This window comes from Arthrobacter sp. B1805 (assembly GCF_002929745.1).
Taxonomy (GTDB): Bacteria; Actinomycetota; Actinomycetes; order Actinomycetales; family Micrococcaceae; genus Arthrobacter_D.
On sequence record NZ_PJIQ01000011.1, the window covers coordinates 46,525 to 72,954 of the forward strand.

23 protein-coding genes and 1 pseudogene are annotated in these 26,430 nt (G+C 62.1%); 17 read left to right on the forward strand and 7 right to left on the reverse strand.

Annotation, left to right across the window (positions count from 1 at the left end; all coding sequences use genetic code 11):
• Positions 1-179 precede the first annotated feature (179 nt).
• Positions 180-725, reverse strand: coding sequence for a general stress protein (locus tag CXQ96_RS19005; protein ID WP_308662861.1), 546 nt, complete (start codon positions 723-725; stop codon positions 180-182).
• 101 nt (positions 726-826) lie between these two features.
• Between CXQ96_RS19005 and CXQ96_RS12780 the strand changes: the two genes are divergently transcribed.
• The 11 genes from CXQ96_RS12780 to CXQ96_RS12825 all read left to right on the forward strand — a co-directional run bounded on the left by CXQ96_RS12780 (position 827) and on the right by CXQ96_RS12825 (position 11,553).
• A complete protein-coding gene (locus tag CXQ96_RS12780; protein ID WP_104118406.1) occupies positions 827-1,375 on the forward strand; it encodes a MarR family winged helix-turn-helix transcriptional regulator in 549 nt (182 codons plus the stop codon).
• Positions 1,362-1,820, forward strand: coding sequence for an ester cyclase (locus CXQ96_RS12785; protein ID WP_104118407.1), 459 nt, complete (start codon positions 1,362-1,364; stop codon positions 1,818-1,820). The genes CXQ96_RS12780 and CXQ96_RS12785 overlap by 14 nt, the downstream gene beginning before the upstream one ends.
• Before the next feature lie 507 nt (positions 1,821-2,327).
• Positions 2,328-2,828: a TVP38/TMEM64 family protein gene (locus CXQ96_RS12790; protein ID WP_181036459.1), complete on the forward strand. Its 501-nt coding sequence runs from the start codon at positions 2,328-2,330 to the stop codon at positions 2,826-2,828.
• A gap of 95 nt (positions 2,829-2,923) precedes the next feature.
• Positions 2,924-3,493 (forward strand): antitoxin, encoded by a 570-nt coding sequence (locus CXQ96_RS19090; protein WP_368783645.1) that lies wholly within the window; start codon positions 2,924-2,926, stop codon positions 3,491-3,493.
• The gene (locus CXQ96_RS19095) at positions 3,471-4,082 is read left to right on the forward strand and encodes a DUF6640 family protein (RefSeq protein WP_368783646.1); all 612 of its coding nucleotides are present in this window, start codon (positions 3,471-3,473) and stop codon (positions 4,080-4,082) included. Before CXQ96_RS19090 ends, CXQ96_RS19095 begins: the two co-directional genes overlap by 23 nt.
• Before the next feature lie 309 nt (positions 4,083-4,391).
• Positions 4,392-5,369: an aldo/keto reductase gene (locus CXQ96_RS12800; RefSeq protein ID WP_104118410.1), complete on the forward strand. Its 978-nt coding sequence runs from the start codon at positions 4,392-4,394 to the stop codon at positions 5,367-5,369.
• A 166-nt stretch (positions 5,370-5,535) separates the two neighbouring features.
• On the forward strand, positions 5,536-5,973 hold the full coding sequence (locus CXQ96_RS12805) for a MarR family winged helix-turn-helix transcriptional regulator (RefSeq protein WP_258059113.1): 438 nt from the start codon (positions 5,536-5,538) through the stop codon (positions 5,971-5,973).
• 14 nt (positions 5,974-5,987) lie between these two features.
• Positions 5,988-6,614: a TetR/AcrR family transcriptional regulator gene (locus CXQ96_RS12810; RefSeq protein ID WP_104118412.1), complete on the forward strand. Its 627-nt coding sequence runs from the start codon at positions 5,988-5,990 to the stop codon at positions 6,612-6,614.
• On the forward strand, positions 6,611-8,257 hold the full coding sequence (locus CXQ96_RS12815) for an MDR family MFS transporter (protein ID WP_104118413.1): 1,647 nt from the start codon (positions 6,611-6,613) through the stop codon (positions 8,255-8,257). Before CXQ96_RS12810 ends, CXQ96_RS12815 begins: the two co-directional genes overlap by 4 nt.
• 77 nt (positions 8,258-8,334) lie before the next feature.
• Complete coding sequence (locus CXQ96_RS12820; RefSeq protein ID WP_104118470.1) at positions 8,335-8,964, forward strand: TetR/AcrR family transcriptional regulator; 630 nt, start codon at positions 8,335-8,337, stop codon at positions 8,962-8,964.
• Between the two features lie 54 nt (positions 8,965-9,018).
• On the forward strand, positions 9,019-11,553 hold the full coding sequence (locus tag CXQ96_RS12825) for an MMPL family transporter (protein WP_104118414.1): 2,535 nt from the start codon (positions 9,019-9,021) through the stop codon (positions 11,551-11,553).
• Between the two features lie 191 nt (positions 11,554-11,744).
• Here CXQ96_RS12825 and CXQ96_RS12830 read toward each other — a convergent pair whose 3' ends face one another.
• From CXQ96_RS12830 to CXQ96_RS12845, 4 genes and pseudogenes are all read right to left on the reverse strand, one after another.
• On the reverse strand, positions 11,745-13,319 hold the full coding sequence (locus CXQ96_RS12830) for a cell wall metabolism sensor histidine kinase WalK (RefSeq protein ID WP_181036460.1): 1,575 nt from the start codon (positions 13,317-13,319) through the stop codon (positions 11,745-11,747).
• A gap of 469 nt (positions 13,320-13,788) precedes the next feature.
• The gene (locus tag CXQ96_RS12835; protein ID WP_104118416.1) at positions 13,789-14,565 is read right to left on the reverse strand and encodes a CHRD domain-containing protein; all 777 of its coding nucleotides are present in this window, start codon (positions 14,563-14,565) and stop codon (positions 13,789-13,791) included.
• A gap of 243 nt (positions 14,566-14,808) precedes the next feature.
• A pseudogene (locus CXQ96_RS19010) lies at positions 14,809-14,971 on the reverse strand (alpha/beta hydrolase); the annotation flags it as partial.
• 296 nt (positions 14,972-15,267) lie between these two features.
• Complete coding sequence (locus CXQ96_RS12845; protein ID WP_104118417.1) at positions 15,268-15,579, reverse strand: MarR family winged helix-turn-helix transcriptional regulator; 312 nt, start codon at positions 15,577-15,579, stop codon at positions 15,268-15,270.
• 210 nt (positions 15,580-15,789) lie between these two features.
• On the opposite strand from CXQ96_RS12845, the gene CXQ96_RS12850 reads away from it, so the two are divergent.
• On the forward strand, positions 15,790-16,287 hold the full coding sequence (locus tag CXQ96_RS12850) for a pyridoxamine 5'-phosphate oxidase family protein (protein ID WP_104118418.1): 498 nt from the start codon (positions 15,790-15,792) through the stop codon (positions 16,285-16,287).
• Between the two features lie 509 nt (positions 16,288-16,796).
• On the opposite strand, the gene CXQ96_RS12855 is transcribed toward CXQ96_RS12850, so the two are convergent.
• Positions 16,797-17,702, reverse strand: a complete 906-nt coding sequence (locus tag CXQ96_RS12855; RefSeq protein WP_104118419.1) for an oxidoreductase — start codon at positions 17,700-17,702, stop codon at positions 16,797-16,799.
• 360 nt (positions 17,703-18,062) lie between these two features.
• Positions 18,063-18,530 carry a MarR family winged helix-turn-helix transcriptional regulator gene (locus CXQ96_RS12860; RefSeq protein WP_219816146.1) on the reverse strand — a complete coding sequence of 156 codons (468 nt, stop codon included), beginning with the start codon at positions 18,528-18,530 and terminating at the stop codon, positions 18,063-18,065.
• 95 nt (positions 18,531-18,625) lie between these two features.
• Between CXQ96_RS12860 and CXQ96_RS12865 the strand changes: the two genes are divergently transcribed.
• The 5 genes from CXQ96_RS12865 (at position 18,626) to CXQ96_RS12890 (ending at position 26,315) form a co-directional block, all read left to right on the forward strand.
• Positions 18,626-21,742, forward strand: a complete 3,117-nt coding sequence (locus CXQ96_RS12865; RefSeq protein WP_104118421.1) for an efflux RND transporter permease subunit — start codon at positions 18,626-18,628, stop codon at positions 21,740-21,742.
• Positions 21,743-22,376: 634 nt separating this feature from the next.
• Positions 22,377-22,916: a hypothetical protein gene (locus tag CXQ96_RS12875; RefSeq protein ID WP_104118423.1), complete on the forward strand. Its 540-nt coding sequence runs from the start codon at positions 22,377-22,379 to the stop codon at positions 22,914-22,916.
• A gap of 488 nt (positions 22,917-23,404) precedes the next feature.
• Positions 23,405-23,995 (forward strand): hypothetical protein, encoded by a 591-nt coding sequence (locus CXQ96_RS12880; RefSeq protein WP_104118424.1) that lies wholly within the window; start codon positions 23,405-23,407, stop codon positions 23,993-23,995.
• A 176-nt stretch (positions 23,996-24,171) separates the two neighbouring features.
• Entirely contained in the window at positions 24,172-24,912 is a 741-nt protein-coding gene (locus tag CXQ96_RS12885; RefSeq protein ID WP_104118425.1) for a DUF305 domain-containing protein, read from the forward strand.
• A 335-nt stretch (positions 24,913-25,247) separates the two neighbouring features.
• Entirely contained in the window at positions 25,248-26,315 is a 1,068-nt protein-coding gene (locus CXQ96_RS12890) for a polyprenyl synthetase family protein (RefSeq protein WP_104118471.1), read from the forward strand.
• Positions 26,316-26,430: the final 115 nt, after the last annotated feature.

The following is a 26,430-nucleotide window of genomic DNA, read 5'->3' on the forward strand; positions in this document are numbered from 1 at the left end:
GGGGGGGGTAGCGCGCTGTGTTGATTGCGGAACGAGTCCAACTCAATACCAGGTGTTCAGGAGTCGGGAATCACAAACCCGGGACAACTGTTGTGGGGTCTCGGGGTAGTTGGCGCTCTGAGGGGGTCCCGGAGACGCCTACGACAGTGCCCTGTGAACTCGTCCTAGCGCTGCGCTGGTCACATCTTGATCGTGAGGTTCAAGGCCTCGGCGAAGTACGGGGTGTCGACCATGACGGCATACCGGCCAGCTTTGATGCTCTGAACACTGGCGAAATCGCGCCTGCCACGGGTGGCCCAATGAGTAACGAATCCGAAGATCGCACCCCAGAATGCTGCGAAGACGAGACTACCTAGGATGACGGTCAGCCAGATGGCACCGGGCGCGAAGATGCCGATCAGCAGACCGAAAAGCACTCCGAACCATGCACCTCCTGCGGCGCCAGCCAAGGCCGCTTTGCCTTTGGTCATCCGTCCGATGACCTGCTCCTCAGTTCGAATGTCCAGTCCCACGATCCGAACGTGCTCGACGGGGAACTTGCTGTCTGAGAGTGAATCGACCAACCGCTGTGCCTGCTCGTAGTCCGCGAATTCCCGGAGAACAACTGATGCACCATCGACGTGCTGATCCTGTTCTGCAGCACCAGCACCAGATGTTGGGGAGGTGGATGACGAGGAGCTAGGGGTGGAGCCTGGCGTCGAGATCTGGAGCGGAGGTTGCGACATGAGAATGCCTTCCTAAGCGAAGAGATAAATTTAGTTGGTCAAACCATACTAAACCATGATGGTTTGGTTTGCAACACCAAATTTAGAGGTACTCTCGTTCTATGGAAGGCAGCCAAGTTGAACGGGGAGTCGATGTGGAGGAACAAACACCAGGAGTGCAGGTACGGCAGGGGTTCACGCAGCTCGCCCATTGGGCGAGTAGGCCCGATGTTCGCCGGTATCTTTATGGCTCGGCGGACAACAAGCTGTCCCCCGCGGATGCTGGGCTGTTGGAGTTCCTGACCAGCAGTGGTCCGATGCGGATCTCCGACCTAGCCGCTGTCCAGGGGGTGGATAAGTCCACGATGACCCCCCAGGTCAGGCGCCTTGAGGAGCGGGGGTTTGTTATCCGCGAGCTAGACCCCACCGACCGTCGGGCGATGCTGGTGAGGACCTCCCCTACGGGAGTGGAAGTCCAGCAACGGATTGGTCAAGCAGGAGCCGAAGTACTCGACGATGTCCTGTCCTCCTGGTCGAAGGAAGACAGGGAGGCCCTCGGTTCGCTCATGGTTCGGTTCGCAAATCAATTAGCCCGGCACCGGTCCCTGGACGACGCCACGCCCGGAGCGCCCGCCACACCTACCCAGGAGCAAGACCATGCCCACCCCTGACCTCGCGCATACTTTCGAGTCGATCATCAGCGCGATCACTTCCGGTGACCTTGACGCGCTGGACCCGCTCATTAGGTACGACATCATCGACCACAACCTCATCCCGGGACAGGGCGACGGGTTGCCGGGGCTGAAATATTGGGCCCGAACACTACGGACTGCAATGCCGGACATCACCGCAACCATCTGCGACACGGTCAGTGAGACCGACAAAATGGCAGCACGAGTCCGTTGGGCCGGTAACCACATTGGAGAGCTACCCGGAGCTCCAGCTACACACGCCTACATCGAATTCGAATCCTTCTACATCTTGCACTTCACCGAAGGACGCGCAATCAAGTGGTGGGACGGATCCGACACCCGAGAGTCCATGCGCCACCTCTATCGAAGAGTGCGACTACTCGAAGCAAGAAACACCATGAACTCCTCCTCGACCGGTTTCTGAATTCAGGAGGATACTCTCCATCTCATGATGGAAAACGTCGACGGCGATAGCGGCCCGCTAGAACTGTCGGACAACAATCTGTTCGACGGGTCACGTCGTTGAACCCGGTCTACTGGGCGGCGCTAGGGCAACAGCTCGGCGAGGAGTCGCCCGATCTTCACCCGGTGGATTTTGGTCGAGGACCACGTCTTCAAAAAGCGCGAACACTGAAGTATCAGTTCTCACACATCGTCCCAGACAACCCCGAGCGAATGGCGGCATATGGAACATTTCAAACGGGCAGGTAGATACACCAAGCCGGCGGGGGGAGAACCAGCCGAAGGGTGTGGGATCGCAAGGTTGACGTCGGAGGAGCAGCGTCCATCGTCAAGAGGAGTAGCCATCCCAGATGCAGAGCGGTGCCCGGATATTGCCGCATCAACGTCGTCTGAGGGTGCGTCGCTGAGCCCGTCTTCGACCGTGCGTTCGGGAGCCGTCCGGGCAGCCGTGTTGGTGGCGCTTTGCGTAATGCTGGTCGTCGTCTGGCTCGCCCTGCCGGCGCCCTCGGTCAAGGACATCCGCGAAACGATTGGTTCCTTCGGCTGGTGGGGCAGCGTCGTGTTCGTCGCCGGGTATGGGGTCCTGAGTCTGGTGCCGATTCCGAAGAGCGTGGTCAGCGTCGCAGCCGGGTTCATCTGGGGATTCGGACTCGGCGTCGCACTGGTCACCATCGCGTCTGCCATCGGTGCGGGACTTGCGTTCCTCATCGGCCGTGCGCTCGGCCGAGATCTGGTGGAACGGGTGATCGGCGATCGACTCCGGCGCATCGACGACGCACTTTCGGAGAAAGGGCTTCGAGCCGTCATCGTTCTCCGGCTCATCCCGATACTGCCCTTCACCGTCGTGAACTACGGGGCCGGCCTGACCGAGGTGAGTGTGCGCGACTACGCCCTCGGTACCCTCATAGGGATACTGCCCGGAACTGTCGTCTTCGTCGTGATCGGTGCAATCAGCTCCACACTCGCGTGACCGCCCGTGACAATCCTCCGCAGGGTTGCGGCGATCACCGCCTCCAATCGGTCTCCGATCGAATGATTCTCTTCTTCAACCGATAGGAGTCGACCGTGGGTTTGTTCAGTGGACGAAGCAGGGGTGAATCGCTCGCGGCGAAGGAGCTCGGCCTGATCAGTAACAATCCGGGCAAGGTCAAGAGTGGCATCGCCAAGGCCGGCGCCTTCGCCAACAAGAGGACACACGGGAGATACTGGCGCCACATCCTCGGAGTGCAGACAAAAGCAGAGAAGGCCATCGAAACGTTGCCAGGAGGAACGGCCCCTGCAGCACCGGTGGAAACGATAGGATCTACCGCCTCAGGTAGGAAACGCCGAGGCCATCGTTCTCGGAACGCAGGAGTGCCGCTTGCAGATTACCAGTGCATGACGGCGAGGCCTGAAGCGCCTAAGTACGGCACGATTCAACCAGGAGATGGAGGAGTCGTAATCCACCGAAGCACTCATAAACCCCACCGGAGCCAGTCGCGGCTCACGGTACCGCCATGGGTCCGTTTCGTTGCGTTTGTGCAACCCGTCAGTGGACCGACCGCCAGAAGGTCCGTGAATCAACATCAGGGGAGCCATCTCAGGGTCTCCTGCGCTCAGATAGGACAGCGTCATGCCATGCACTCGATCTGGTGACGGTCCACGGAATCGTTTATCAGTAGGCTTAGTACTCCATACGTTCCACAGCAGACCGCAGGAAAGCGCGTCCCTCACACTGTCGACCGGTCAGCGTCCCGCTGGACGTCGGTTGCGCGGCTGGTCGAGGAGTGTGGGAGTCGGAAGGAGACAAGGCGTGTCTGCAGGTCGAAAGGTTCTTAGTATCGTGGCCGGTGTCACCGCTGTAGGCGGGTTTGCGGCCGATTGGAATCGTACCCACTTGTTCAATCCGAACTGGTCGCCGCATGCGAGGTTCCACGACGCGCAGACGGTGGCCACGGGGGCTCTGTTAGGGCTGGGGGGTTTGTGGGCGTTGAACCGGAAGGGTTCGGCGCCGCAGCGAGACGTCGCTCTGGGGGCGTTGTTGCCTACTTTTTTTTGGGCGTCGATGGGTGCGGCGTTCGGGTTTCCTGGCGCTGAGGGCTTGCAGTCCGAGTTCCCTGAGTTGGTCCCCCGTGTCCGGGGGGTGTGGATCGACGAGCGGTTCGGCAGTGCTGTAATGCTGGGGTTGATCGCTGTGGGCTATGGGCTGGACCGCCGGTCGCAAGCCGACCAAGCTCGCCGGTAATCCACCGGCACTCAGAGGCCCTTGAGGACGTATTACTACGACGCCCTTACACCGGTGTTCGTCTGGGTGATGCCGTTGGTGCTGACCGCGGGCAGTGATATTGACCTTCGTGAAAGAGGAGCCCCGGACGCCTCAACCGTCGGGCATGACGTGGCCCCCGCGCACCAGCGACCGCCAGCGCTTGCCGGTACGTGTTCCTCACTGCACACGCGACAAGCGTTAAGTCGGGGTTGAGTGGGCTGGACGAATATATTGCGGTCTGGAGGGGTTAGTTCCTAAGTCAGTACATTCAACAGGAGGACGGTCGCTATGAAGCATGTCACGTTGGGTTCTGCAGGGCTTGAGGTCTCCCGTCTGGGTTTGGGATGCATGGGCATGTCGGCTTTTTATACGGGTAGTGGCACTAATGAGTCCGAATCGATCGCCACGATCCACCGGGCCCTGGACCTGGGCGTCACGTTCTTCGACACGGCTGAGATGTACGGGCCTTACGTCAATGAGGAACTTTTGGGCCGCGCGCTGGGCTCGAGGCGCTCGGACGTAGTGGTCGCAACCAAGTTCGGCACGATCTCCCACCGTGCAGATGATGCCTTCGGACTGGATGGAAGCGCCGAGAACGTGCGGTTGTCGGTGGAGGGCTCGCTGAAGCGGTTGAACACTGATTACATCGATCTGTACTACCAGCACCGGATGGACCCGGCCACTCCCGTGGAGGAAACCATGGGGGCCCTGGCCGAACTGGTCCAGGAGGGCAAGATCCGTCATATCGGGCTCTCCGAGGCCGCTCCGGACACGGTCCGCCGCGCTCATGCAGTCCACCCGGTGGCGGCACTGCAGACGGAGTACTCGTTGTGGTCGCGGGATCCGGAACAGCAGATCCTGCCGACGGTGCGGGAACTGGGCATCGGTTTCGTGCCGTACTCCCCGCTGGGGCGTGGCTTCCTCACCGGCACCATCCGTTCGGTGGATCAGTTGGACGAGGACGACTTCCGCCGCAACAATCCCCGCTTCGCCGGGGAGAACCTGCAGCACAACATCAGGATCGTGGAGCAGGTGGACGCGGTGGCCGCCGAACTGGGCGTCAAGCCCGGGCAGGTGGCCCTGGCGTGGTTGCTGGCCCAGGGCGATGACATTGCCCCGATCCCCGGCACCAAGCGGGTGGCGTATCTGGAGGAGAACACCGCCGCGGACGCGATCGAGCTCACCGCCGCGCATCTGGCGGCACTCGACGAGGTGGCTGCTCCTGCGGGGGATCGTTACGAGGACATGTCCACGATCAACCGCTGACTTGTGTCGCGGAACGATGGCACACCGAACCGAAGGGAGCCCGCCGGAGAGGGCTTCGGGGGCCTCCCACGGTTCCGGGCCGAGCCCTCAGCAGCTTGATGCTGGCGCTGCTGCTGTCGAGGTGCTGGAACGAGAGTTGACTCTGCTGTGGCAGCGGGAGCGGTCGATGTCCCGCCAGGTATCCGGTCGGGTATCTGGCGGGACGCATGTGGGCATGGAGCCGGCGGCGTATGGGCTGCTGAGCGTTCTTCAGCAGGAGGGTCCTCTGCGTCTTACCGCTATCGCAGCGATCCTGGAAGTCGGAAAGCCTTCGCTGAGCAGGCAGGTCACGGTACTGGAACACCTCGGTCTGGTCCGACGCGAAACGGACCCCGTTGATGCCCGTGCCCAAATGATTACCCTCACGGACGCCGGGATCAGCCGGTTGGAGGCTGTTCAGCATGCCCGAACACGCGCCTTCCACAGGCTCCTAGCTGGTTGGGACATCAACGATCTGACCGCACTGACTGACCTGGTGGGGCAGTTGAACACCATAAGTCTGGCCAAGGACAGGCTTGCCAACTATAACCTCCCTGAAACTGCATTTGTGCATCGCCTGCATTAGTGCAAATATAAGGTGTGACTGATTCCCTCCCCGTATCTTTGCGTGAGCGTAGGCGGGCCGAGACGTGGGAAGCCCTTCATGAGGCAGCCGCGCTGCTGGCGCTGGAGCGCGGTATCGAACACACCACGATCGAGGCGATAGTAGATCAGGCGGGGGTATCACCACGGACATTCTTCAATTACTTCCGCAGCAAGGAAGATGCGGTGCTGGGACTGCGTGAGCCATCCCTTGACCGAAATCTGCTGTCGGAACTCTCTCTTGAGCAGGAGCTTTTAGGCCAGGTGTCACGCCTGTTGCTCGCGGTGGCCCAGACGGCGCTTGGCAGCACGGACTCGGCCAGGCGTCGGAGTCTGATGAAAGACCAGCCTCATCTGCGCCAGCGACAGATGGAATACATGATCAAGGCCGAGGACATGGTGCGCCGGGGACTGGCCGATTGGTTGACGGAAAACCCGGGCTGGCCAGGCAGCAGCACGGAGTTCAGCGCCGAAGAGATTTCCCGGATGCTCGTCATGGTTGGTGGCGTCCCGGTCCGGTTCACCCTGACAGCTCCGGGTTATGAACCCGGCACGGGCCTCACCGCGGAAGACATTGCCCCCGCGATAACACTCCTTCATCACCTGCAAAGGAACCTTTCATGACCACCGTCCCCGCCCACAAAGCCAACCCCGGCGAAGGGAAGCAGCACATCGTTCTGCTCTTCGTCGGCCTGATGCTCTCAATGCTGCTGGCAGCGCTGAACCAGACGGTCCTGAGCACCGCCCTGCCCACGATCGTGGGCGAGCTCAATGGTGTTGACCAGATGCTGTGGGTGATCACCGCGTTCATTCTCGCCTCGACCATCATGATGCCGGTGTACGGCAAGCTCGGTGACCTGATGGGCCGCAAAGAGCTGCTGATGGCTGCCATCGTGCTGTTCATGGCGGGATCCGTCGTGGGAGCCCTGGCCGGGAACATGGAAGTGCTCATCACCGCCCGTGTCATTCAGGGCCTGGGTGGTGGTGGCCTGATGATCCTGTCCCAGGCGATCATCGCCGACGTTGTTCCGGCCCGGGAACGAGGCAAATACATGGGCGTCATGGGTGGGGTTTTCGCCATTTCCTCCGTGGCCGGCCCACTGTTGGGCGGTTGGTTCACGGAAGGCCCCGGCTGGAGATGGGTCTTTTGGATCAACATTCCGCTGGGCCTGCTGGCACTGGCCGGGGCTGTCTTCTTCCTGAAACTCCCCCGTCGCAGGGGGAAGCTGCGGCTGGACCTGGGCGGCATGGTGCTCATCGCCATCGCGACGACCTGCCTGGTGCTGTTCGCCACCTGGGGTGGAAGTAAGTACGAATGGACCGACCCGATCATCCTGGCCCTGATCGCCGGCACTATCCTGGCCGCGGTGGCCTTTGTCCTCGTGGAGCGGCGCACGGCCGAGCCGATCATTCCCCTGCACCTGTTCAGGGACCGCAACTTCAACCTCACTACCATCGCGGGCCTGCTGATCGGTGTGGCGATGTTCGGGGCCATCGGCTACCTTCCGACCTACCTGCAGATGGCTTTCGGGGCCAGCGCCACCGAATCCGGGCTGCTGATGATCCCGATGATGGGCGCCCTGCTGGTCGCCTCGGTCGTCTCCGGCCAGCTGGTATCCAAGACCGGACGGTACAAATGGATGCCGATCGCCGGGAGCATCATCGTTGCCGTAGCTCTGGCACTGCTGTCCACCCTCACACCGGAACAGCCCCTGTGGGAGATCTGCGCCTACCTGGCCGTCATGGGCCTCGGGTTGGGCCTGAACATGCAGATCCTGGTCCTGATCGTGCAGAACTCCTTCCCCCTCAGCCAGGTCGGAACGGCCACCGCGTCGAACAACTTCTTCCGCCAGATCGGCGCCACCCTCGGATCAGCGGTCGTCGGCAGCCTTTTCGCCAGCCGCCTGCAGGACCTGCTCCTGGAACGACTCCCCGCAGCCGCCGGGAACGGGGCCAGCGCCGGTGCATCCAACTCGCTGACACCGGCACTGGTCAACACCCTGCCGGCCCCGGTCAGGGATGTGATCATCTCCTCCTACAACGACGCCCTGACACCGATCTTCATCTGGATGGTTCCCCTGGCACTGCTCGCCACCGTGCTGCTGTTCTTCGTCCAGGAAAAACCACTGGCCACCGGCATCGAACACGACATCCTGCCCGAGTCGGTTTCCGAAGGCAACATCCTGATCACCACCGACGACGACAGCAGCACCGATACCAATGACGAAACCGATGTCCCTGCCGAGCGTGTCCGCTCCGGGCGGTAGCCTCCCCCTTCATTCGCTGGTAACTATCCGTACGGGAGGGTTTGCACTGAGTGCAAACCCTCCCGTACGCTGTTTTCATGAGTGGTTCTTCAGGCGAGGTCCGCTCCGTCCAGTCCGGATGGGAAACGAACAAAGCCGCAACCCGGACCACGATTGTAAAGACGGCAATGGATCTCGTGCGTGTGAAGGGACCTGCCGGATTAACCGTGGATGACATCGCCGCGGGCGCCGGAGTATCACGGCGTACGTTCTTCAATTACTTCCCCAGTCGTGAGGCTGCCCTGGTGGTCAGCATCGAAGACTTCCTGGACCATGCGGCGGACCAATTCCTGTCCCGCCCGGCACAGGAGCCGCTGCTTGAATCGATGTATGAGGTGCTGATCGCCCTGGCGGACCCGATTCACCTGGCCGCGATGACCGAGGTATATGGCCTGGCTGGGACCGATGCGCAGATGAACCGGTTCCAGCTCCAAGGGTGGGAGAGCTGCGCTGACCGGCTGATCGCCGCTATCAGTCAGCGCCCCGGAGCCGGCTCCGATCCGCTCTACGCCAGTGCCTTGGTCGGCTCTGTGCTCTCATCCGGGAAGGCCGCGCTAGCCCAGTGGTACAGCCGTACCGGCGGCGATGTTACCGAGGAGTCTTTGCAGCTTTTGCGTCAGCTCCTGGTCGACGTGGTCGGATACCTGCGCCACGGCTTCACCCGATAATCCACCTTTCCATCAGAATTTTCACCAGAACCTTTATCAGAACGGCTGAAATCAATGGCATCTCTGCTTTATCACCTGGGCCGGCTGGCCTACCGGCGCCGCTGGTTGGTCCTGGCTCTGTGGACGGCGGTGGTGCTGGGCACCGGTGGCGCCGCGGTGGCGTTCCACGGCACGATGAGCAACAACTTCAGCATTCCGGGTACCGAAAGCCAGCGTGTCCTGGATCAGCTCGAAGAGGAACTGCCCGAAGCAGCCGGCGGCAGTGGCGCCGTAGTCTTCGATGCCGGTTCCGGTAGTTTCACGCCCGCCCAGGAACAGGCCATCGCAGATGCGCTGGCCCGGCTGAGCGATGTCCCCGAGATCCAGTCAGCGGCCAACCCCTTCGAGCTGCAGAACCAGATCGACGACGGAGCAGTCCAACTGGCCGAGGGCAAAGCCCAGCTGGAGGCAGCCAAAGCACAGATCACTGAGGGCCGCCAGCAGCTGGATGCCCAGCAGGCACAGTTGGATGCCGCTGCGGCAGCCGGGGCCCCCGGCATAGACCAGGCCCTCGCCCAGTTGGGGGCAGCCCGTGAAGAGCTGGAAGCCGGCGCGAGCGAAATCGCCGCCAACGAGGAATCCCTGGCACTGGGCCAGCGCGCCCTTGATGCCTCAGCCGGCACCCGGACCGTCTCGGAGGACGGAACAACGGCCGTCACACAGGTCCAGTTCACCGAATCGATTTACGAAGTCGCGCCCGAAGTCCGTGAAGAAGTAAAGGACATTCTCTCGGAGCCCTCCGCCTCGGGGGTCGAGGTTTATCTGAGCCAGAGCATCACCCAGGATGTCTCCGAAGTCATCGGCGCCGCGGAGATCATCGGAATCGGCGTCGCGGCCCTGGTTCTGATCGTCATGCTCGGAACCCTGGTCGCTGCCGGCCTGCCGTTGTTGATGGCCGTCATCGGTGTGGCCGTCGGGGTCGGCGGGACTTTCGCGCTCTCCGGCGTGATCGAAATGGCGTCCGTGTCGGTATTTCTGGCTCTGATGCTCGGACTTGCTGTCGGCATCGATTATTCGCTCTTCATTGTCAACAGGCACCGGACCCAGTTGCTGCGCGGCATGGGCATGGAGGAATCCGTGGCCCGGGCCACGGGAACGTCAGGGAATTCGGTGCTGTTCGCCGGGCTGACCGTCGTCATCGCCCTGGCCGCCCTGTCCGTGCCCGGCCTTCCCTTCCTGACCATCATGGGTCTGGCAGGTGCCGGTACCGTGGCGCTGGCAGTGCTCGTCGCCCTCACCCTGACTCCTGCGATGCTGGGATTCATCGGAACCCGGATCGTGTCCAAACGCGCCTGGGGCAAGGCACGCGCCGTCAACGCCGCCGCGGCCGAGAAGGCCGCCCTTGGCGGGATGTCGGCTGCAGCCGTGGAAGAAGCAGCCGATCAGGAACACAGCCGCCACGGCTGGGGCGCGTTCGTGACCCGCCACCCCATCATTGTCCTGAGCGTGACGGTCCTGGCCCTGGCCATCACCGCGCTTCCAGCCGCGCAGCTCCGGGTAGCCCTGCCTGATGGAGGCAGCGAACCGGTGAACTCCGACGCCTACAAGGCCTACACCGCCCTCGGTGAGTCCTTCGGTGAAGGCGTCAACGGTCCCATCATTGCCGTCGGTGAACTTCCTGCAGGCCTCAGCGACACCGAGTCACAAGAACTGCAGTACGACGTCGCTGACCGTCTCCGGGAGGTCAACAACGTGACCGCAGCCCTGCCCGCCCTCGTCAGCGAGGACGGTCGGACCGCGATCTTCCAGGTGATCCCGGCCGAAGGACCAGCCAGCGCCAGCACCGAACAAGCAGTCGCCGACCTGCGCAGCGCCGCCACGGACATCGAAACGGACACCGGGGTGAGCATCGGCCTGACCGGTCAGACAGCCGCCAACATTGACGTCTCCGAGAAACTGTTCAACGCCCTACCCCTGTACCTGGGCGTCGTCATCGGGCTCTCACTGGTGCTGCTGCTGCTGGTCTTCCGCTCCATCCTGGTCCCGCTGCTGGCAACCGGCGGGTTCCTGCTCTCCATGGCGGCGACCTTCGGCGCCATCGTCGCCATCTACCAGTGGGGCTGGCTCGGGGAAATCTTCGGGGTCCACAACCCCGCGGCAGTCCTCAGTTTCCTGCCGATCATCCTCATCGGCGTACTGTTCGGCCTGGCCATGGACTACCAGGTATTCCTGGTCTCGGGCATGCGCGAGTCCCACATCCACGGAGAAGACGCCCGCAGCGCCGTCCGGACCGGCTTCAGCCACGGTGCGCGCGTCGTCACCGCCGCAGCGATCATCATGACAGCCGTCTTTGCAGGATTCATCTTCTCCGGACTGACCATGGTCCGTCCCATCGGATTCAGCCTGTCCTTCGGTGTCCTGGTCGACGCATTCCTGATCCGGATGACAATCATCCCCGCCGCGATGCACCTCCTCGCCGAAAAGGCCTGGTGGATCCCCCGCTGGCTGGACCGCATCCTGCCCGATGTCGACGTCGAAGGCGCAAAACTCCCAGCCCCTCCTACCCCCACCGGGCCTTCCGCCCCGGATCTGGTCAGCGCACGCAGCTGACACAATCCCCCAGTGCCGGCCCCACCATGCCGGCACTGGGGGCACCATGATCGACACGGAGCAACACACGCGGTCATCGAATAAACGCACACCAGGCCGCAGAACTCGAGCCTGTCACAGTCACGAACACACTTCTTGTGAACTGCTGAAACTGTTCCCACTGCACCGCGCAGTAATTAGCGGAACTCGGTCTAGACCGGTGAGGGAAGCCTGACCGTGAACGTAGAACCGTGACCGGGTTCGCTCGTGCAGAAAATTTCCCCCTGATGGCCTTCGATGATCGCTCTGGTGATGGAGAGCCCAAGCCCTGTTCCCGGAACCGACGAAGCCCTTGCCGACCTGGTCCGGAAAAACTTCTCGAACACCCGTTCCGCGTCCAGTGGCGACATCCCCACGCCGGTGTCCCTGACACTCAAGGTGAGTTGACCATCTTCGGTTCGTGCCTCCACAGCGATCGCACCACCTTCGGCGGTGTACTTGATGGCGTTGGAGAGCAGGTTATCGAGCACCTGGCTCATCCGCAGCGGATCAGCGTACGTCCACAACGGCGATGGCACATCGGTGCTGATCTTGACCCCAGCCTCGGCTGCCTGTAGCGACGCCGATACGATCACCGAGTCGATGAGGCCCGCGATGTCCATCGTGCGTGGATGCGTTGTCATCGCGGCTGAGGTCGATAGCAACAGGTCGGAAACCATCTCCGTGAGACGCTCAGCTGACCGGTGCGCGATATTAACATGGTGGGAAACTTCTTGTAGCTCATGAGCCTCCTGAGCGAGCTCGAGATTACCCAGGATGGACGTCAAAGGCGCCCGCAGCTCATGTGACACCATAGCGATGATGTCGTCCTTCGCCGTTACCGCCTCCACAAGACTCGTGACATCGCTATAGGCAACTACGGCCCCTGCGAACTCCCCGGACTCGGCGTTCATGCTTCGCGCCGCGGTGGACAAAGCCAGTGCACCTTTTCCTTCACCGGCCCACACGTAGTAATCAGCGAACGTTTCCCCGCGGATAGCCCTGGTGGCCGGCATCCTATCCATCGGCAACAAGGTCCTACGGTCCTGCCCGTACAACACCAACGAGCGGCCGTTGACATCTGATCCTGGGACGGACTCCTCAAAGACCTTTTGCTGTCTGTTGCGCAGGACTATCTGACCCGTGGCATCGACGACCATGACGCCGACGTCGATGGTATCCAGGACGGCCTTGAGGAGTTTCTCGCTTTTCTCGCTGGATTCAAGCAGCTGTAGCAGTTCCGCGTCCTTTCGTTCCAGCTTCCGCTGCTGAAGGAACAAGGTCGCGGTCACGAAGCGCACCGTCAACGCCACCGCCAGCAGCATCAGCGCCACCAGGACTGTCGTGGTTATTTGGGTTGCCGTGACCTTCAGTGATCCCAACAGCAAGGGCACCAATCCCAGCACCAACGGCACGACAAAGCTGATGAGCATTATGAGTCTCGGAAAACGGCCAGAAGCCGCCAGCCAAATCACCGGGAAAATCAACAGGACACTCAGCCCTGGAAGGAACTCTGCGGCCCCGAGACGTGAAAGAGCTAGAGCAACCACATTCCCTGCCGGAATACTCAGCGTCGCAACCGACGGCAACCGCTTCCACGGGACCACCCAACATGCCACGAACAACAGCGAATGAACCAGCAACGAAACCTGGAACAACCCTTCACCCAGCAGTCCAGGCCACGCAGCAGGCACAGCCAAAGCCACACACCCGATGATGACTGTCAGCGGTAACTGGACCAGCACCATCCGAGTCCTCAAAGTCAAGCCTTCCAGATATGAAAGCCCCGAAGACTCTGCCTCCCTAAACATCGCAGGAGGGAAAGGGGAAGACAGCGCGCTGCAGTAAGGGATCGTGCCAAGGAGAGACCATGGGTTTATTATTACCGCTACCACCGCAGGAAGAGCGGCATAGAAACCACGCCAGTGGTTCCGCGTAGCTGCCCCCTTCGCACGGCCTTCCGCTCGTGAACTGGATATCGGTGACGGGAACGATGACTCCAAACATCTGCGCGAGGGCGGGAACCGGGAGAAATCTAGCGGGTTCCACTCCTCCCTGCATGCGCTCCGTCACTGAGCAGATGACAAGCACAACCGTCCGAACCGCCGCAGCGCGGTCAACGCACGAACGCCGCCCACCCCATAAAGGTGAGCGGCGTCCGCGGTAGTACTTCCAGGATCAGACTCGGTGTCGCAGTCTAGCCCTTTGGGGACCTACTCAGGCCTTAGTGGCCGTGCGGCGGACCATATAGGTACCGCCGGCTGCTGCGGCGAGGACGAGGCCGCCACCGAGGGCGATCATGCCGGCGTTGGTGCTGCCGGTTTCCTGGGCGACACCGGTGTCGGCTCCGCCTTCGGGCATGGCGCCCATCTGGGTGGCGGTCAGCGTGCCGCACAGTGCCGGCGAGGTGGCGCCGAGCGGGAGGTCCGGGTTCAGGTCGCTGGGCGAGTTGAAGACTTCCTCGGACACGCCAGCGGTGGCGGGGTCCAGGCCGTGGACGACGACGACTGCGGTACCGGACTCCAGCGATGCCTTGGTAGCGGCGTCGAGGGTGATCTCGCGCTGGACACTGTATGTGCCGCCCTGGCCGCCGAGCTCAAGGTTCAGGCCCTCGGCCGGGGTGGTGGCACCGCTGGTGGTCAGCGTGGTCTGAATGGCGCCGTAGAGATCCGCAGCTTCGGTGACGCTGACGATGCCGTCACTGTTGGCGTCCTTGGCCGGGGTTGGGCACTGGCCCAACGCTCCGCCGTGGACGTGCTGGACGTGCGGGTACGGTCCGTCCATGAAGGTCTCGGCGAGGCCGGAAACCTGCAGGTTCACCATCGCGGTGTCGCCGGTGACGTCGACGGTGATCGTGCCGGTGCCCGTGGTGCCGTTGAGCTGGCCCAGGGTCGAGGAGTAGGAAGCGTCAGCTGCCATGGCGGATCCGCCGGACAGGGCCAGGGCGCCCAGGGCGAGGGTCGGGACTGCGAGCAGTCGCATGGTGTTCTTCATCAGGTGAGTCCTTTGCTGTGCGAGTGAGACGCACACAACTTATCAGTGTGCTTACCGTGATTCGGATAGCTTCTGCAAAGAGATGGGCACCGATTTTCTAACATTCGTACAACCGGCCCTGAAAGGTGACCTGTTCGGGTCGCATGCTGACCCGCATGGCCAGTGCGTTCCTGTCCCGGGGCAACGTGCTCGAGCAGTTCCACGACGCCCCAGGATGTGCGTGCGAGCCATGCCTGGTTCATCGGTGATCACCAGGCATCCTGCAGCGCGGGGACCTGGTTCTTGAACGCTTTCCCGGATAGGGGCCTCCCATGGATAAGGACCGCGGGACGCCCGTCCCCACCGGTGTCATCCACGTGCAGGTGGTGTTCTTGAACAGACAGTGATGAGCGACGATCTCCGTCATCGCATCTGTCCTTCTGGTGTTGATCCAGAACCGATGTACAACGAACCTGAATCCAATGAAGTAGCGACGCGACTCCGCGGCCACGTCTCCACCCTAGATATCCGTCAGCATGCTGTCCTTCGGCGGATCGGTGCGCTACCGCACAGTCCCTTTCATTCTGAGCAGCACCGCCATATCGATATTCCGCGTGGAACCGTGCAGTGTCGGGAGGTCGTGGGAGCGCTGGGCGGGGTGGGTGGGGTGGGTTTATCCATAGAAGCCGTCGAGCTTGGTGCTGCTGGTGTTGTGGATGATTTTCAGGAGAAGCCGATTGAGTTCCGTGCTTTCATACCTGTGAGTCCTGCGTCACTGAGGTCGTTGGTGGTCAGAGCAATGTCCCACACGGTCGTGAGTGCTCCCCTGCCGCTATCGGTGATCTGTACCGGGTTCCTGCGTCCGCGGGCCCGGTCACCCATGCGGCGGATCAACCCACGCTCCTCGAGCCCGTCGAGCAGCGGTGCGATGCTTTGCGGACGCACCAGCACCGACCGTGCCAGATCAGCCTGCGTCATCTTCGGGGCAATCGCCAGGTACGCAAGGACCCCGAAAATGGATGGGATTGAACCCATGGGCTGCGAGGCGTTCGGACAAGCGCTGACCCATAGAGCGCGCCACACGCACGATGCTCCACGTCAGAATCTGATCCAGCTCCTGGGCTGTCAACCCTCGATCATCGTCCACAACACCCACTCCTCTTACCGCATCCCCGCTGCTAGCCTCCCTTACAGAATCCTGTTCCTTTCGTGATGGATTCTGTTCTCCTACTCGGGAAGGTTCTCATGACTGATACGACGACCAAGGACAGCAAGCACATCGCCGAACTGGTGAGCGACGCGAAAGTGGCGATGCTGACCACGATGACAGTCGACGGGCAGCACGTCAGCCGGCCGATGGGCCTGCAGGAAGCAGAGTTCGACGGCGACCTGTGGTTCTTCGCCTACGAACAATCCGCGAAGGTCGCGCAGGTCAAGGTGAACCCCGCGGTCAACGTGTCGTTCTCCAACGACAAGAACAGTTCATGGACTTCGATCACGGGCCGCGCAGAGATTGTTCATGACCGGCACAAAGCCGAAGAGCTCTACACCCCGACCCTGAAGGCGTGGTTCCCGGACGGAGTGGACACTGAGGGCATCACCTTGATCAAGATCCACGCCGACTCCGCGGAGTACTGGGAAGGACCCAGCAGCACCGTTGGATTCGCCCTCGGGACTCTGCGCGCCGCGGTGACGAAGAATCCCGACAACGACCCCATCACCAACAAAACCGTGCAGCTATGACACCAGGACCGGCACCCGCGGCGACGAGAGCACCAGCAGGTCACCGTTGTCCCGGGTGCTGGTCCTCGAAGCCAACAGGCCCTCGGGCAAGAAAATAGTTCAGCAAGCACTGGAACGCGGCCATCGAGTTGTCGCCCTGACGCGGAACCCGGATATGCACCCACTCCGGCACAAACACCTGGTCATGATCGGAGGAAATGCCACCGTCCCTGCTGTCCAGGACGACGCAATTGCCCGGTGAGACCAGGTGATCTCCATAATCAGTGCTCCTGCCGAATTCAAAACGACCTTATGAGGAACGCATCAGCGCCGGCCTCCCGACAGCCCCGACGACGAGGGCGGATCAGTGAGCGTTCAACGCCACCTTCGGCTGCCAGAGAAAACCAGCGGCGTGTGGCAAGCGGTGGGATCCACCTGCGGATCAATAACGGCCCGCAAACAACCGATTGTGCGCCGGTCCGGTTCGACGTTTCCTCGGCCGGCAGGGTCGGGGAAGAGGTTGAGCAAATTCAGCCAGCGGCGGGGTAGACCACCCCGGTGAGCCGCTCCGACTCCTCCCACAGCCTCCGCGCCGCCGCGTCATCAGATGCCGACGCAGATCGCTCGACCCTTTTCGGGGCGCCGCGCAGCTCGAACAGGCCTGGTCCCCAGTAGTCACCGGTGCGCACGTCCGGCATTGTGGCGGCATAGATCGAGGGAAGGGCGCCGGCCTCGTCGCTCTGCGCCAGAACAGCGTTGCCGATCTTCATCACACCGGCCAGCAGTGATGAGCCATGTCCGTTCTGCAAGTGGGTGGCGGCGTAACCAGGATGCGCTGCGGCGACACACAGCGCCGGGTAACGGCGCCCCAGCTCCCGGGCGAACAACAGATTCGCCAGCTTGCTCTGGCCGTATGCGCCCCACCGAGAGTACGAGCGCTCAGACTGCAGGTCCTCGAAGCGCATCGCGCCGATCCGGTGCGCTCCACTGGAAACGACCACGACCCGAGGAACGGGTGCCGCGAGCAGCAGCGGCAACAGATGACCGGTCAGGGCGAAGTGCCCCAGATGATTGGTGCCCAATTGCATCTCGAAGCCGTCCGCCGTGACACGCCGCGGTGTCGCCATGACGCCAGCATTATCGACCAACAGGTCCAGGACCGCGGCGCGTTCCTGCACCTGTCCGGCAGCCGCCTCCACTGAACTCAGCGCAGCCAGGTCCAGGGCAACGAGCTCCACGGTGGCGCCCGGAACCTCGGTCTCGACTCGCCGCAGCGCAGCCTGACCACGGGCGGTATCGCGACACGCCATAAGGACTCGGGCACCCTTGCGGGCCAGGGCCAGCGTCGTCTGCATCCCGAGGCCGGAGTTCGCCCCGGTCACGAGAACCGTGCGACCGGTCTGATCGGGAGCGTCAGACGGAGTCCAAGACGTCATGAGGCAACCTCGCCCTCAGGAACCATGTCGCCTGCTGTTACCCGGCGCACAACCTTGCGCAATTCGACGCGTTCCTTAGCCAATCGCATCCGGACTCCTGTCATCACCGCCGACATTCATGTCCGCGGAAAGCCTCCACGCCCGTGGGCCGAACACGTAGAAGTGGATAATACACGCCGTGCTCGGCCGCGAACTCAATCAGCCCAGCAAGCCGCCGACCCCATTGATAGTGGTCCCCGTGATTCTGCCGAGTATCTGTCATGTTCCGCAGCGTTCCTGTCTGTGCGCTTCTCCGATCACCGGACGGCTCCCAATACCGGTCGAGTGAGAGTAGAAGGGTCGAGGAGGAAAGCCCGGCTGCTAGACGGTCGGGTCGGCAAGATCTGCGTTGACCCGCACAACGGCTTTCAGTCCTTGGGCAAGGGCGCGAAGGTCCTCAATATCGAGGAGCTCCAGCGGAGCAACATTCAACTGTGACTGCGCCATCAGGAGGTGCTGAACGGTTTTTCTACCGAGCGTGGTGGCAAGCAATCGCCGGACACGCTGATCTTCGTGGTCAAGGACCCTCTCGAGCATCCCATGGGCTTCAAGACGATCAACGATCCCGGACACCGTCGCCAACGAAACGCCGAGCATTCTCGACAGACTCTGCCCGGTTGTCGCTCCCACCTCGGCCACAAGAATCGCCAACACGCGCAGCTGCTGGATCGTCAGGTCGAGGGTGAGCAGGGGCTCGAGGAAAGCACGCAGAGAGGACGTCTCAAAAGTGTTTCGTACCTCGACGATTTCCTGAAGAAGACGTTCGCGCTCCCCTGCCTGATCAGTCATCATCACTCCACGCTACGGCCTCATCCACCCAAATTGATGGTTAGCTACATGCTAAGCTTTGTGTCGCGCTAACAATCACTTGTGAAAGGGACAACATGTTCCGTCTGGCCGACATCAGCCTTGCCAACCGTGCACTCGTTGCTCTGATCACGATCGTGATAGCCGCCTTCGGAGTGTTCTCGATGACTCAGTTGAAGCAGGAACTGATTCCCTCCATCGAGGTCCCGCAGTCGCAAATCATCACTCCGGTGCCGGGAGCAAGCCCGGAAGTCATCGATCAGCGCGTAGGGGTTCCCCTATCCACCGCCCTTTCCGGTGTCGAGGGCGTTGATTCGGTGATCTCGACGAGTTCCAGCGGGCTGTCAAGCATCTCGGTGTCCTTCACCTTCGGCACGGCGGCAGCTGACTCCAAGCGGTTGGTCGAGGACGCGATCGCTACCCTCGACGGCACACTTCCGGAGGGGGCGGATCCCCAGGTGGTGAGTTTGTCGACTGCGTCGTTGCCGATCATGTTCATCACTGCCGGTAGTGACGGGGTCGGTCTGCCAGAACTGACGACGACCATCGAAGAGGCGGTCGTGCCCGAGATCGAAAGAATCGAGGGCGTCGGCTCGGCGGCGGTCTCCGGAGCTGAAACACAGCGGGTCGTGATCACTCCTGATGCTGCCGACCTTGCTACCGACGGCATTACGCCGACCGCAATCACGGACGCTCTCGAGGCAAACGGGGTCACGCTGCCCCTTGGCAGCATCAGTGATGACGGCACCCTGCGCCCGGTTCAGGGTGGCGAGAACATCATGGCGCTGGAGACGCTCGGACAGATTCCGCTTGCGTCAACAACCCGGCCGGGGACCGTCGTTTCACTATCCGACATCGCCGAGGTGTCGTTGGTCGCTGAGGAGCAAACGTCCATCACCCGCGCAAACGGCGCCGAAGCACTGTCGATTCTGATCACGGGGAGCCAGGACGCTGACATCGTCGGCGTGTCCCACGCCATCAATGAAGCCCTGGATGGGCTTCGTGGAGAACTCGGCGACATCGACCTCACCGTCATTTTTGATCAGGCACCCTTTATTGAGGAGTCCATCGAGCACCTCGCCGTGGAGGGACTCCTAGGGTTGGTGTTCGCGATCATCGTCATCCTGGTCTTCCTGCTCTCGGTACGTTCCACCCTTGTGACCGCGATCTCGATTCCACTGTCGGTGCTGGTGACGTTCATTGGTCTGAATCTCGGCGGGTACTCGCTGAACATGCTGACCCTGGGTGCTTTGACCATCGCAATCGGCCGGGTGGTCGACGACTCCATCGTGGTGATCGAGAACATCAAACGTCACCTGTCCTACGGTGAGGAGAAGCAAAAAGCGATCCTCATTGGTGTCCGCGAGGTCGCAGGAGCCATCACGTCATCGACACTTACCACCGTCGCCGTGTTCCTGCCGATTGCCTTGGTCGGTGGGCTCGTGGGTGAGTTGTTCGCTCCCTTCGCGCTGACAGTCACCATCGCCATGTTGTCGTCTCTGCTCGTCGCCCTAACCATCGTGCCGGTCCTGTCGTACTGGTTCCTCAAGCAGCCACAGGTCCTTGGGAGCACGGATGCCACCCGCGAGGCCGCCGAGGACAAGGAACGCCGCGGCTGGCTTCAGCGCGTCTATGTTCCGGTACTGGGTTCCACGCAGCGCCATCCCATCATCACGCTGACAGCCTCGGTATTGCTGCTCGTACTCACTGTCGGACTGGTGCCACTGCTGAAGGTCGACTTTCTTGGAAGCACCGGGCAGAACAGCCTGTCCCTCACACAAACCTTCCCTGACGGCACCGACCTCGAATCCGTTGTCGTAGGCGCGGAAAAGGTCGAAGACGTTCTGGCTGACATCGACGGCGTGCAGGACGTCCTGGTCACCGCCGGAAACTCCGGAGGCCTACTGGCACTCACGGGCGCCGGTGGGGTCACGGCGAGCTTCATCGTCAACACTTCTCCCGATGCTGATCAGGCCGTCGTGCAAGAAGATGTGCGCGCCGCCGTCGCCGGCATTGACGATGCCGGCGAGATCGCTCTCACCACCGCATCTGCCCCCGGCGGCCTGGGCGGCACCGTCGATGTTCAGGTCACCGCCCAGGATGAGGCAACGCTGGCAGAAGCCGCCGATGCGGTCTATTCGGCCCTGCAGAACACACCGGAAGCCACCGACGTCGCCACGAACGCCACTCCCGCGCAGCCGATCCTGCAAGTGACCGTTGACCGGGTAGCTGCGCTGACCCGGGGTCTGACTGAAGTGCAGGTCCTTGGGATCGTCGGCAATGCCCTGTCACCGCAAGCCGTCGGGTCCGTCACTCTCGATGAGAAGGACATCAGCATCTACATCGATTCAGCGACCCCGCCAGCTGACGTGGACGAGCTGCGCCAGCTGCCCTTGCCCACAGCAGAAGGTCTCACCCCCCTGACCGACATCGCCACCGTCGAGGAGGTGATTGTTCCCGCCCAAATCATCCGGGACAGCGGCGAACAGGTAACAACCATCTCCATCGCCCCCGCAGAAGGTGAGCTCGGCGCCGTGTCCACCGCTGTGGAGGACTCACTGGCTCAACTGCAGCTTCCAGAAGGTGCGCGCGCCGAAATAGGTGGACTCGCTGAAACCCAGACCGAGTCGTTCCAGCAACTCGGCATCGCGATGCTGGTGGCCGTGGCGATCATCTTCCTGCTGCTGGTCGGCACCCTCCGATCCCTGCGGCAGCCACTGATCCTGTTGGTCTCCATTCCCTTCGCGGCAACCGGGGCGATCATTCTGCTCCTCGTAACAGGACGCCCACTGGGTATCTCTGCACTGATCGGCATGCTGATGCTCATCGGCATCGTCGTCACCAACGCAATCGTGCTGATCGACCTCATCAACCAGTACCGCAAGCAGGGCATGGACGTACAGTCCGCCGTGTCCGACGGAGCCCGACAACGCCTGAGGCCCATCGTCATGACCGCGCTAGCAACCATCTTCGCGCTCACTCCAATGGCACTCGGTGTGACCGGTTCAAGCGGCTTTATCTCCCAGGACCTCGCGATCGTCGTCATTGGTGGCCTGTTCTCCTCAACGCTGCTGACGCTGATCCTCGTACCCTCGCTGTATCTCCTGATCGAAGGACGCCCCCCGAAGCGTAAAGGAGCGCACACCGAGGACCGGTACCCGCATACGCCATCGGTCACACCGGCCCCATCCTGAGACCGGGCGATTCCCTAATATCGGCCATCCTGATGTCAGCCACCGCCACTGAAGATCGTTGTCCCGGAACGGTGTAGCAACGCTGCTGAAACGGTCACCGCACAGTGGAGCCGTGACACTCTCCACCGGCTCTACAGCTGCCTCACTCCGATGCGAGTCCTGCAGGTATCTGCCCGAACCCGGAAAGGTGCAGCTTACTGTCGCAAACGTCGCCAACGCGCTGCCCATTGAGCTGGCCGTGCCCGCTCTCGTCATCCAAACTCTTCTGCGTTACCCGCTGAAGGTCCTCATCCTTGCCCTGACAACGGCTACGCTCGTGATCTGGGTTTGCCGCGCCGTCCGTGACGGGATTCCTTCGTGGCTGACTGCACGCCCCAGCCCTCGGTTTTGATCGCGAATTTGATGACGTCCCAGTGCTACTTGGAGGCAAGCTTGAACGTGTTCTGGATCAGACGCAGTTAAAGCTGGTGGTTGCACAACAAGCCGCTTGATTATCCTCCGCGACAATCAGAAGGACAGGCCGATTCGCACCCATATCTCGCCCCTCCCCTTGCTCCGCCGCCCTCCAACCCATCCCTGTGTAGGTATGGTGTACGTCGCCGAAGTGAGTTCGGGCGCCGGGTAGGGTCGATCCATGCCTTTGGACCTGCCTCGCCGCTCCCACGTCTTCGTGGATGAGTCCAAAGCAGGCAGCTACTACATTGCGGCCGCGGTCATCTCGCCGACGGACGTCACCGCCACACGCTCAGCGATCAGGGGCCTGCGGCACAAGGGCAGCTCCTCCGTGCACTTCAACAGCGAGAGGGACTCAACCAGACGTGCGTTTCTCAGAGGCGCGGCCAGCACTGGCGTGAAGACCGTCGTCTATATCGTTGATGGTCAACCCGACAAGGTTGCCCGGCCGGCCTGCCTGGGAGCCCTAATCCAGGACCTGTGTGACGCCGAGGCAGAACGCCTCGTACTCGAGCAGGACGACTCCCTCGCAGCAGCCGACCGGCGGATCATCCACGCTGAGCTGAAAACCCGCGGCAACACCACACTGGAATACAGACACATGCGCCGCACCGAGGAACCCCTGCTATGGATCGCGGACGCCGTCGCGTGGTGCTTCCAGAAAGGAGGGTCATGGAGAACCGAGGCAGAACCGCTCATCGGTCAGGTGCGCAGGCTTTAAATGCGCGAGCCTGGCTCGTCATACCATCCGGAAGACTGCCAGGCTAACTTCGCGGGGCTACTGCCCGTTGCAACGCCCACTGTACCGGGCGTTCCACATCAGGAACAAGCAGTCCTCCAACAGCAGACCACAACCACCATGGCTCAACCACAGATGGACAACTTGGAACCTCATCCTTCAGGCTCCGCCCGCCCACAAGTAGATGACCCACCCCGGGCAGTACATCTGCACCTGATGCTCATTATCAGTGAGAAAAAGCATCTGCGGCAACCCACCCTGCCAGCGGGTGCAACCTGTCCCCGATAAATAGCAGTCTCAACCACAAGATAAAGTCAGGCGCTTTAGTGAACTCCGAGCGGCACGGATTCGTTGTCCCTGTGACACGAACATCGAAGGACAGGATCGCGAGGTTCCCTGCAGGTACCGGCCTCTAGCTACCCTGGAACGGAAACGTTGGATCAGGAAAACCAGGCGAAGGAGCTGAGACAGTGACCAAGAACCCCTTCGCACGCACTTTCTCGCTCCAATCAGCGCACCCCTCCTTCGTGCCGTTCCTTCTGACGTTCACTGGGCTGACGGCCATCATCGTCGGGATCCTCGCGATGCATGTGTGGATGGGGGGACACGGTTCGACGTCCCACCACCTCACCACCCCCACCACCGCCAGTGCGGTCACAGCCGCCACCACAGCAGCGGATAGCGCTGCCGCACATGCAGCGGATAGCCCCGCGCATACCCATGATGGTCGTCTTGACCGGATAGCGGTAGGGGCGGTGACCTTGGTCGCCGCTGTCCATGCTGCCGTAGTGGACGTGTCCCTGGCCGCTGTGCCGAGTGCGACCTCGGCTGCGTCCGTGGACGGCGGGATGCTCACCGGGTGCGGTGGGGACTGCGCCGACGAAGTGATGCTCGGGATATGTGTGCTGGCGATGATCGGCGCCGGCATTACAAGGCTGCTCATTTCAGCCGGCCGGGCCCTCCTCTCGACCGTCGTCCGTCGCGGCCCCCCGGCCCTGGCCCGAGTGTCCCGACCCGCGCCTGCTCCTTCACTGACTCACCTCTGCATCAGCCGGACATAGGATACGCGGCCCACACCCACCCTTGCTGTAACGGGTGACGGGTCCTGGCTCATAGCCATGCCGCGCCCTCACATGGGCTCGGCCACATCCCCTACGTCGACGCCGTCACCGTTCTGGTCGATGGCACCTGGGGTTGATCGTTTGTCCCCTCTGAGTATCGAAGGATTTTGACCACTATGAAGCGTTCCCTTTCCGTAGCATCCCTGTCCGTTGCCGCCCTGATCACCCTGTCCGCCTGCGGTTCGTCCTCCGGCGGAGAGATGGAGGACATGGACATGGGCCAAGAAAGCTCCGCCGCGGCCACCCCCACAGCAACAACCGAACCCAGCACCGAGGCCGGCACTGAGGCCAGTGCTGGTGCTTCGTCGGGTGCCTCTGATGAGGCGATGGCCGGCCACAATGACACGGATGTCATGTTCGCGCGGATGATGATCCCGCACCACCAGCAGGCCGTGGAAATGAGCGAGATGATCCTCGCCAAGGACGGCGTCGACCCGCAGGTCACCGACCTCGCAACCACGATCAAGGACGCCCAGGGCCCCGAGATCGAGACCATGACCGGTTGGCTCGAGGTGTGGGGTGAGCCCATGGAACCCGAAGGCGGCATGGAAGGCAACGACATGGGAGACATGGGAGACATGGGCGGCTCGGGCGACATGGAAGGCATGGAAGGCATGGAAGGCATGGACGGGATGATGAGCGAGGACCAGATGGCCGCACTCGAGAACGCCGAGGGCGTGGAAGCATCGCGCATGTTCTTGGAGTCCATGACCGCCCACCACGAGGGGGCCATCGATATGGCGCAGGACGAGGTCGACAACGGGCAGAACCCGGACGCGGTCGAACTCGCTGAAACGATCGTCGAGACCCAGCAGGCTGAGATCGATCAGATGCAGCAACTGCTCGCCACGCTGTAACCCGCAGGGGCAACTACAACCTCACCAGGGCGCCGCTGTCAGGACCACCGGTGGGCCGGTCACACCCGGCCCACCAGTGCCCATCCCTTCCACCAGGCATCCTCGCCACGCAATCACCTTGCACACATTCCGCATCCCTTGGAAGTGATCCCCGTCTACTCCTAAAGACCTGCCACACGAACGATCGTTCGCGAGACACCCCCCGCTGCGATCAAAAAGTGCGAGAACACGGGGCCTCGCTTGTAATGCTTCCCGGGAACTAGTGTGATCGAGAGCCGGAAGGCTTTTTGACCTCACCCCCAGGGGAAGGTAGGCGCGAAGTTATGGACATGGACATGGACCTGGACACTTTGCAGGTCGAGACCGTAGGGCTCGACCAGGTCGAGGGCGCACTCGAGCGGTTCTTCGAGGAGTCGAAGAACCGTGCCGCCAGGATCGGCCCCGGCTACCACGGCCTCTGGGAGACCCTCGAGCGCTGCACCGCCGGAGGAAAGCGCTTCAGGCCCCGTCTCGTCATGTCCGCCTACCGGATGCTCGGTGGCCGCGACCTCGACAACGCTGCGGAAGTCGGCGCCGCGTTCGAACTGCTGCACACCGCGCTGATCGTGCACGACGACGTCATCGATCGGGATTTCGTCCGCCGGGGCATACCCAACGTCTCGGGGCGCTACCGCAGCATCGCCGAATCCGCGGGCATGTCCCCGGACGAAGCCAGGCACATCGGCTTCTCCGCCGGTGTCATCGCCGGCGACCTCGCCCTGTCCAATGCCTACCGGCTGCTCGAACGCGTCGAGGCTCCGACTGCTGTGCGGAAAAGGCTCGGCGAGATCCTGGACGAGGCGGTCTTCGCCTCGACGGCAGGAGAGTTCCTCGACATCGAAACTTCCCTCGATGTATCGATGCCGCCGCTCGAGGACATCGTGCAGATGGCCCGGCTCAAGACCTCCGTGTACTCCTTCGAGGGGCCGCTCCAGGCCGGCGCCGTCCTCGCGGGTGCCGAGGAGCAAGTGGTCATGCTGCTGGGTGAGTTCGGACGGAACGCCGGGATCGCCTACCAGATCACCGACGACCTCCTGGGTATCTTCGGCAACGAGACACGCACGGGCAAGACGAACTGGGGCGACCTGCGGGAGGGCAAACGCACGACCCTGCTGTCCTACGTCTCCTCACGTCCGGAATGGGAAAGCATCTCGTCGCTCATCGGCAGTCCCGGCATGTCCGCGGCCGAGGCCGACTACGTCCGGCACATCCTCATCGACAGCGGAGCCAAGGACTACTCCGCCGACCTCGCCAAGGAGTACGCCGCGCGCGCCCACACCCACCTCGAGTCCGACACCATGCCCAAGGCTATTCGCGCCGCCCTCGAACCGGTCCTATCGGCCATCGTGGACAGGGTCCGCTGAGCGGGCAGCAAGAACTCTTAATGACGATGTCCCACTTACGCCGAACTTCAAGAATCCGAACCCGACGATTCGAACCCATGGCGTGCTGTCCACCTCATCGCACAGCTCGCAAGGG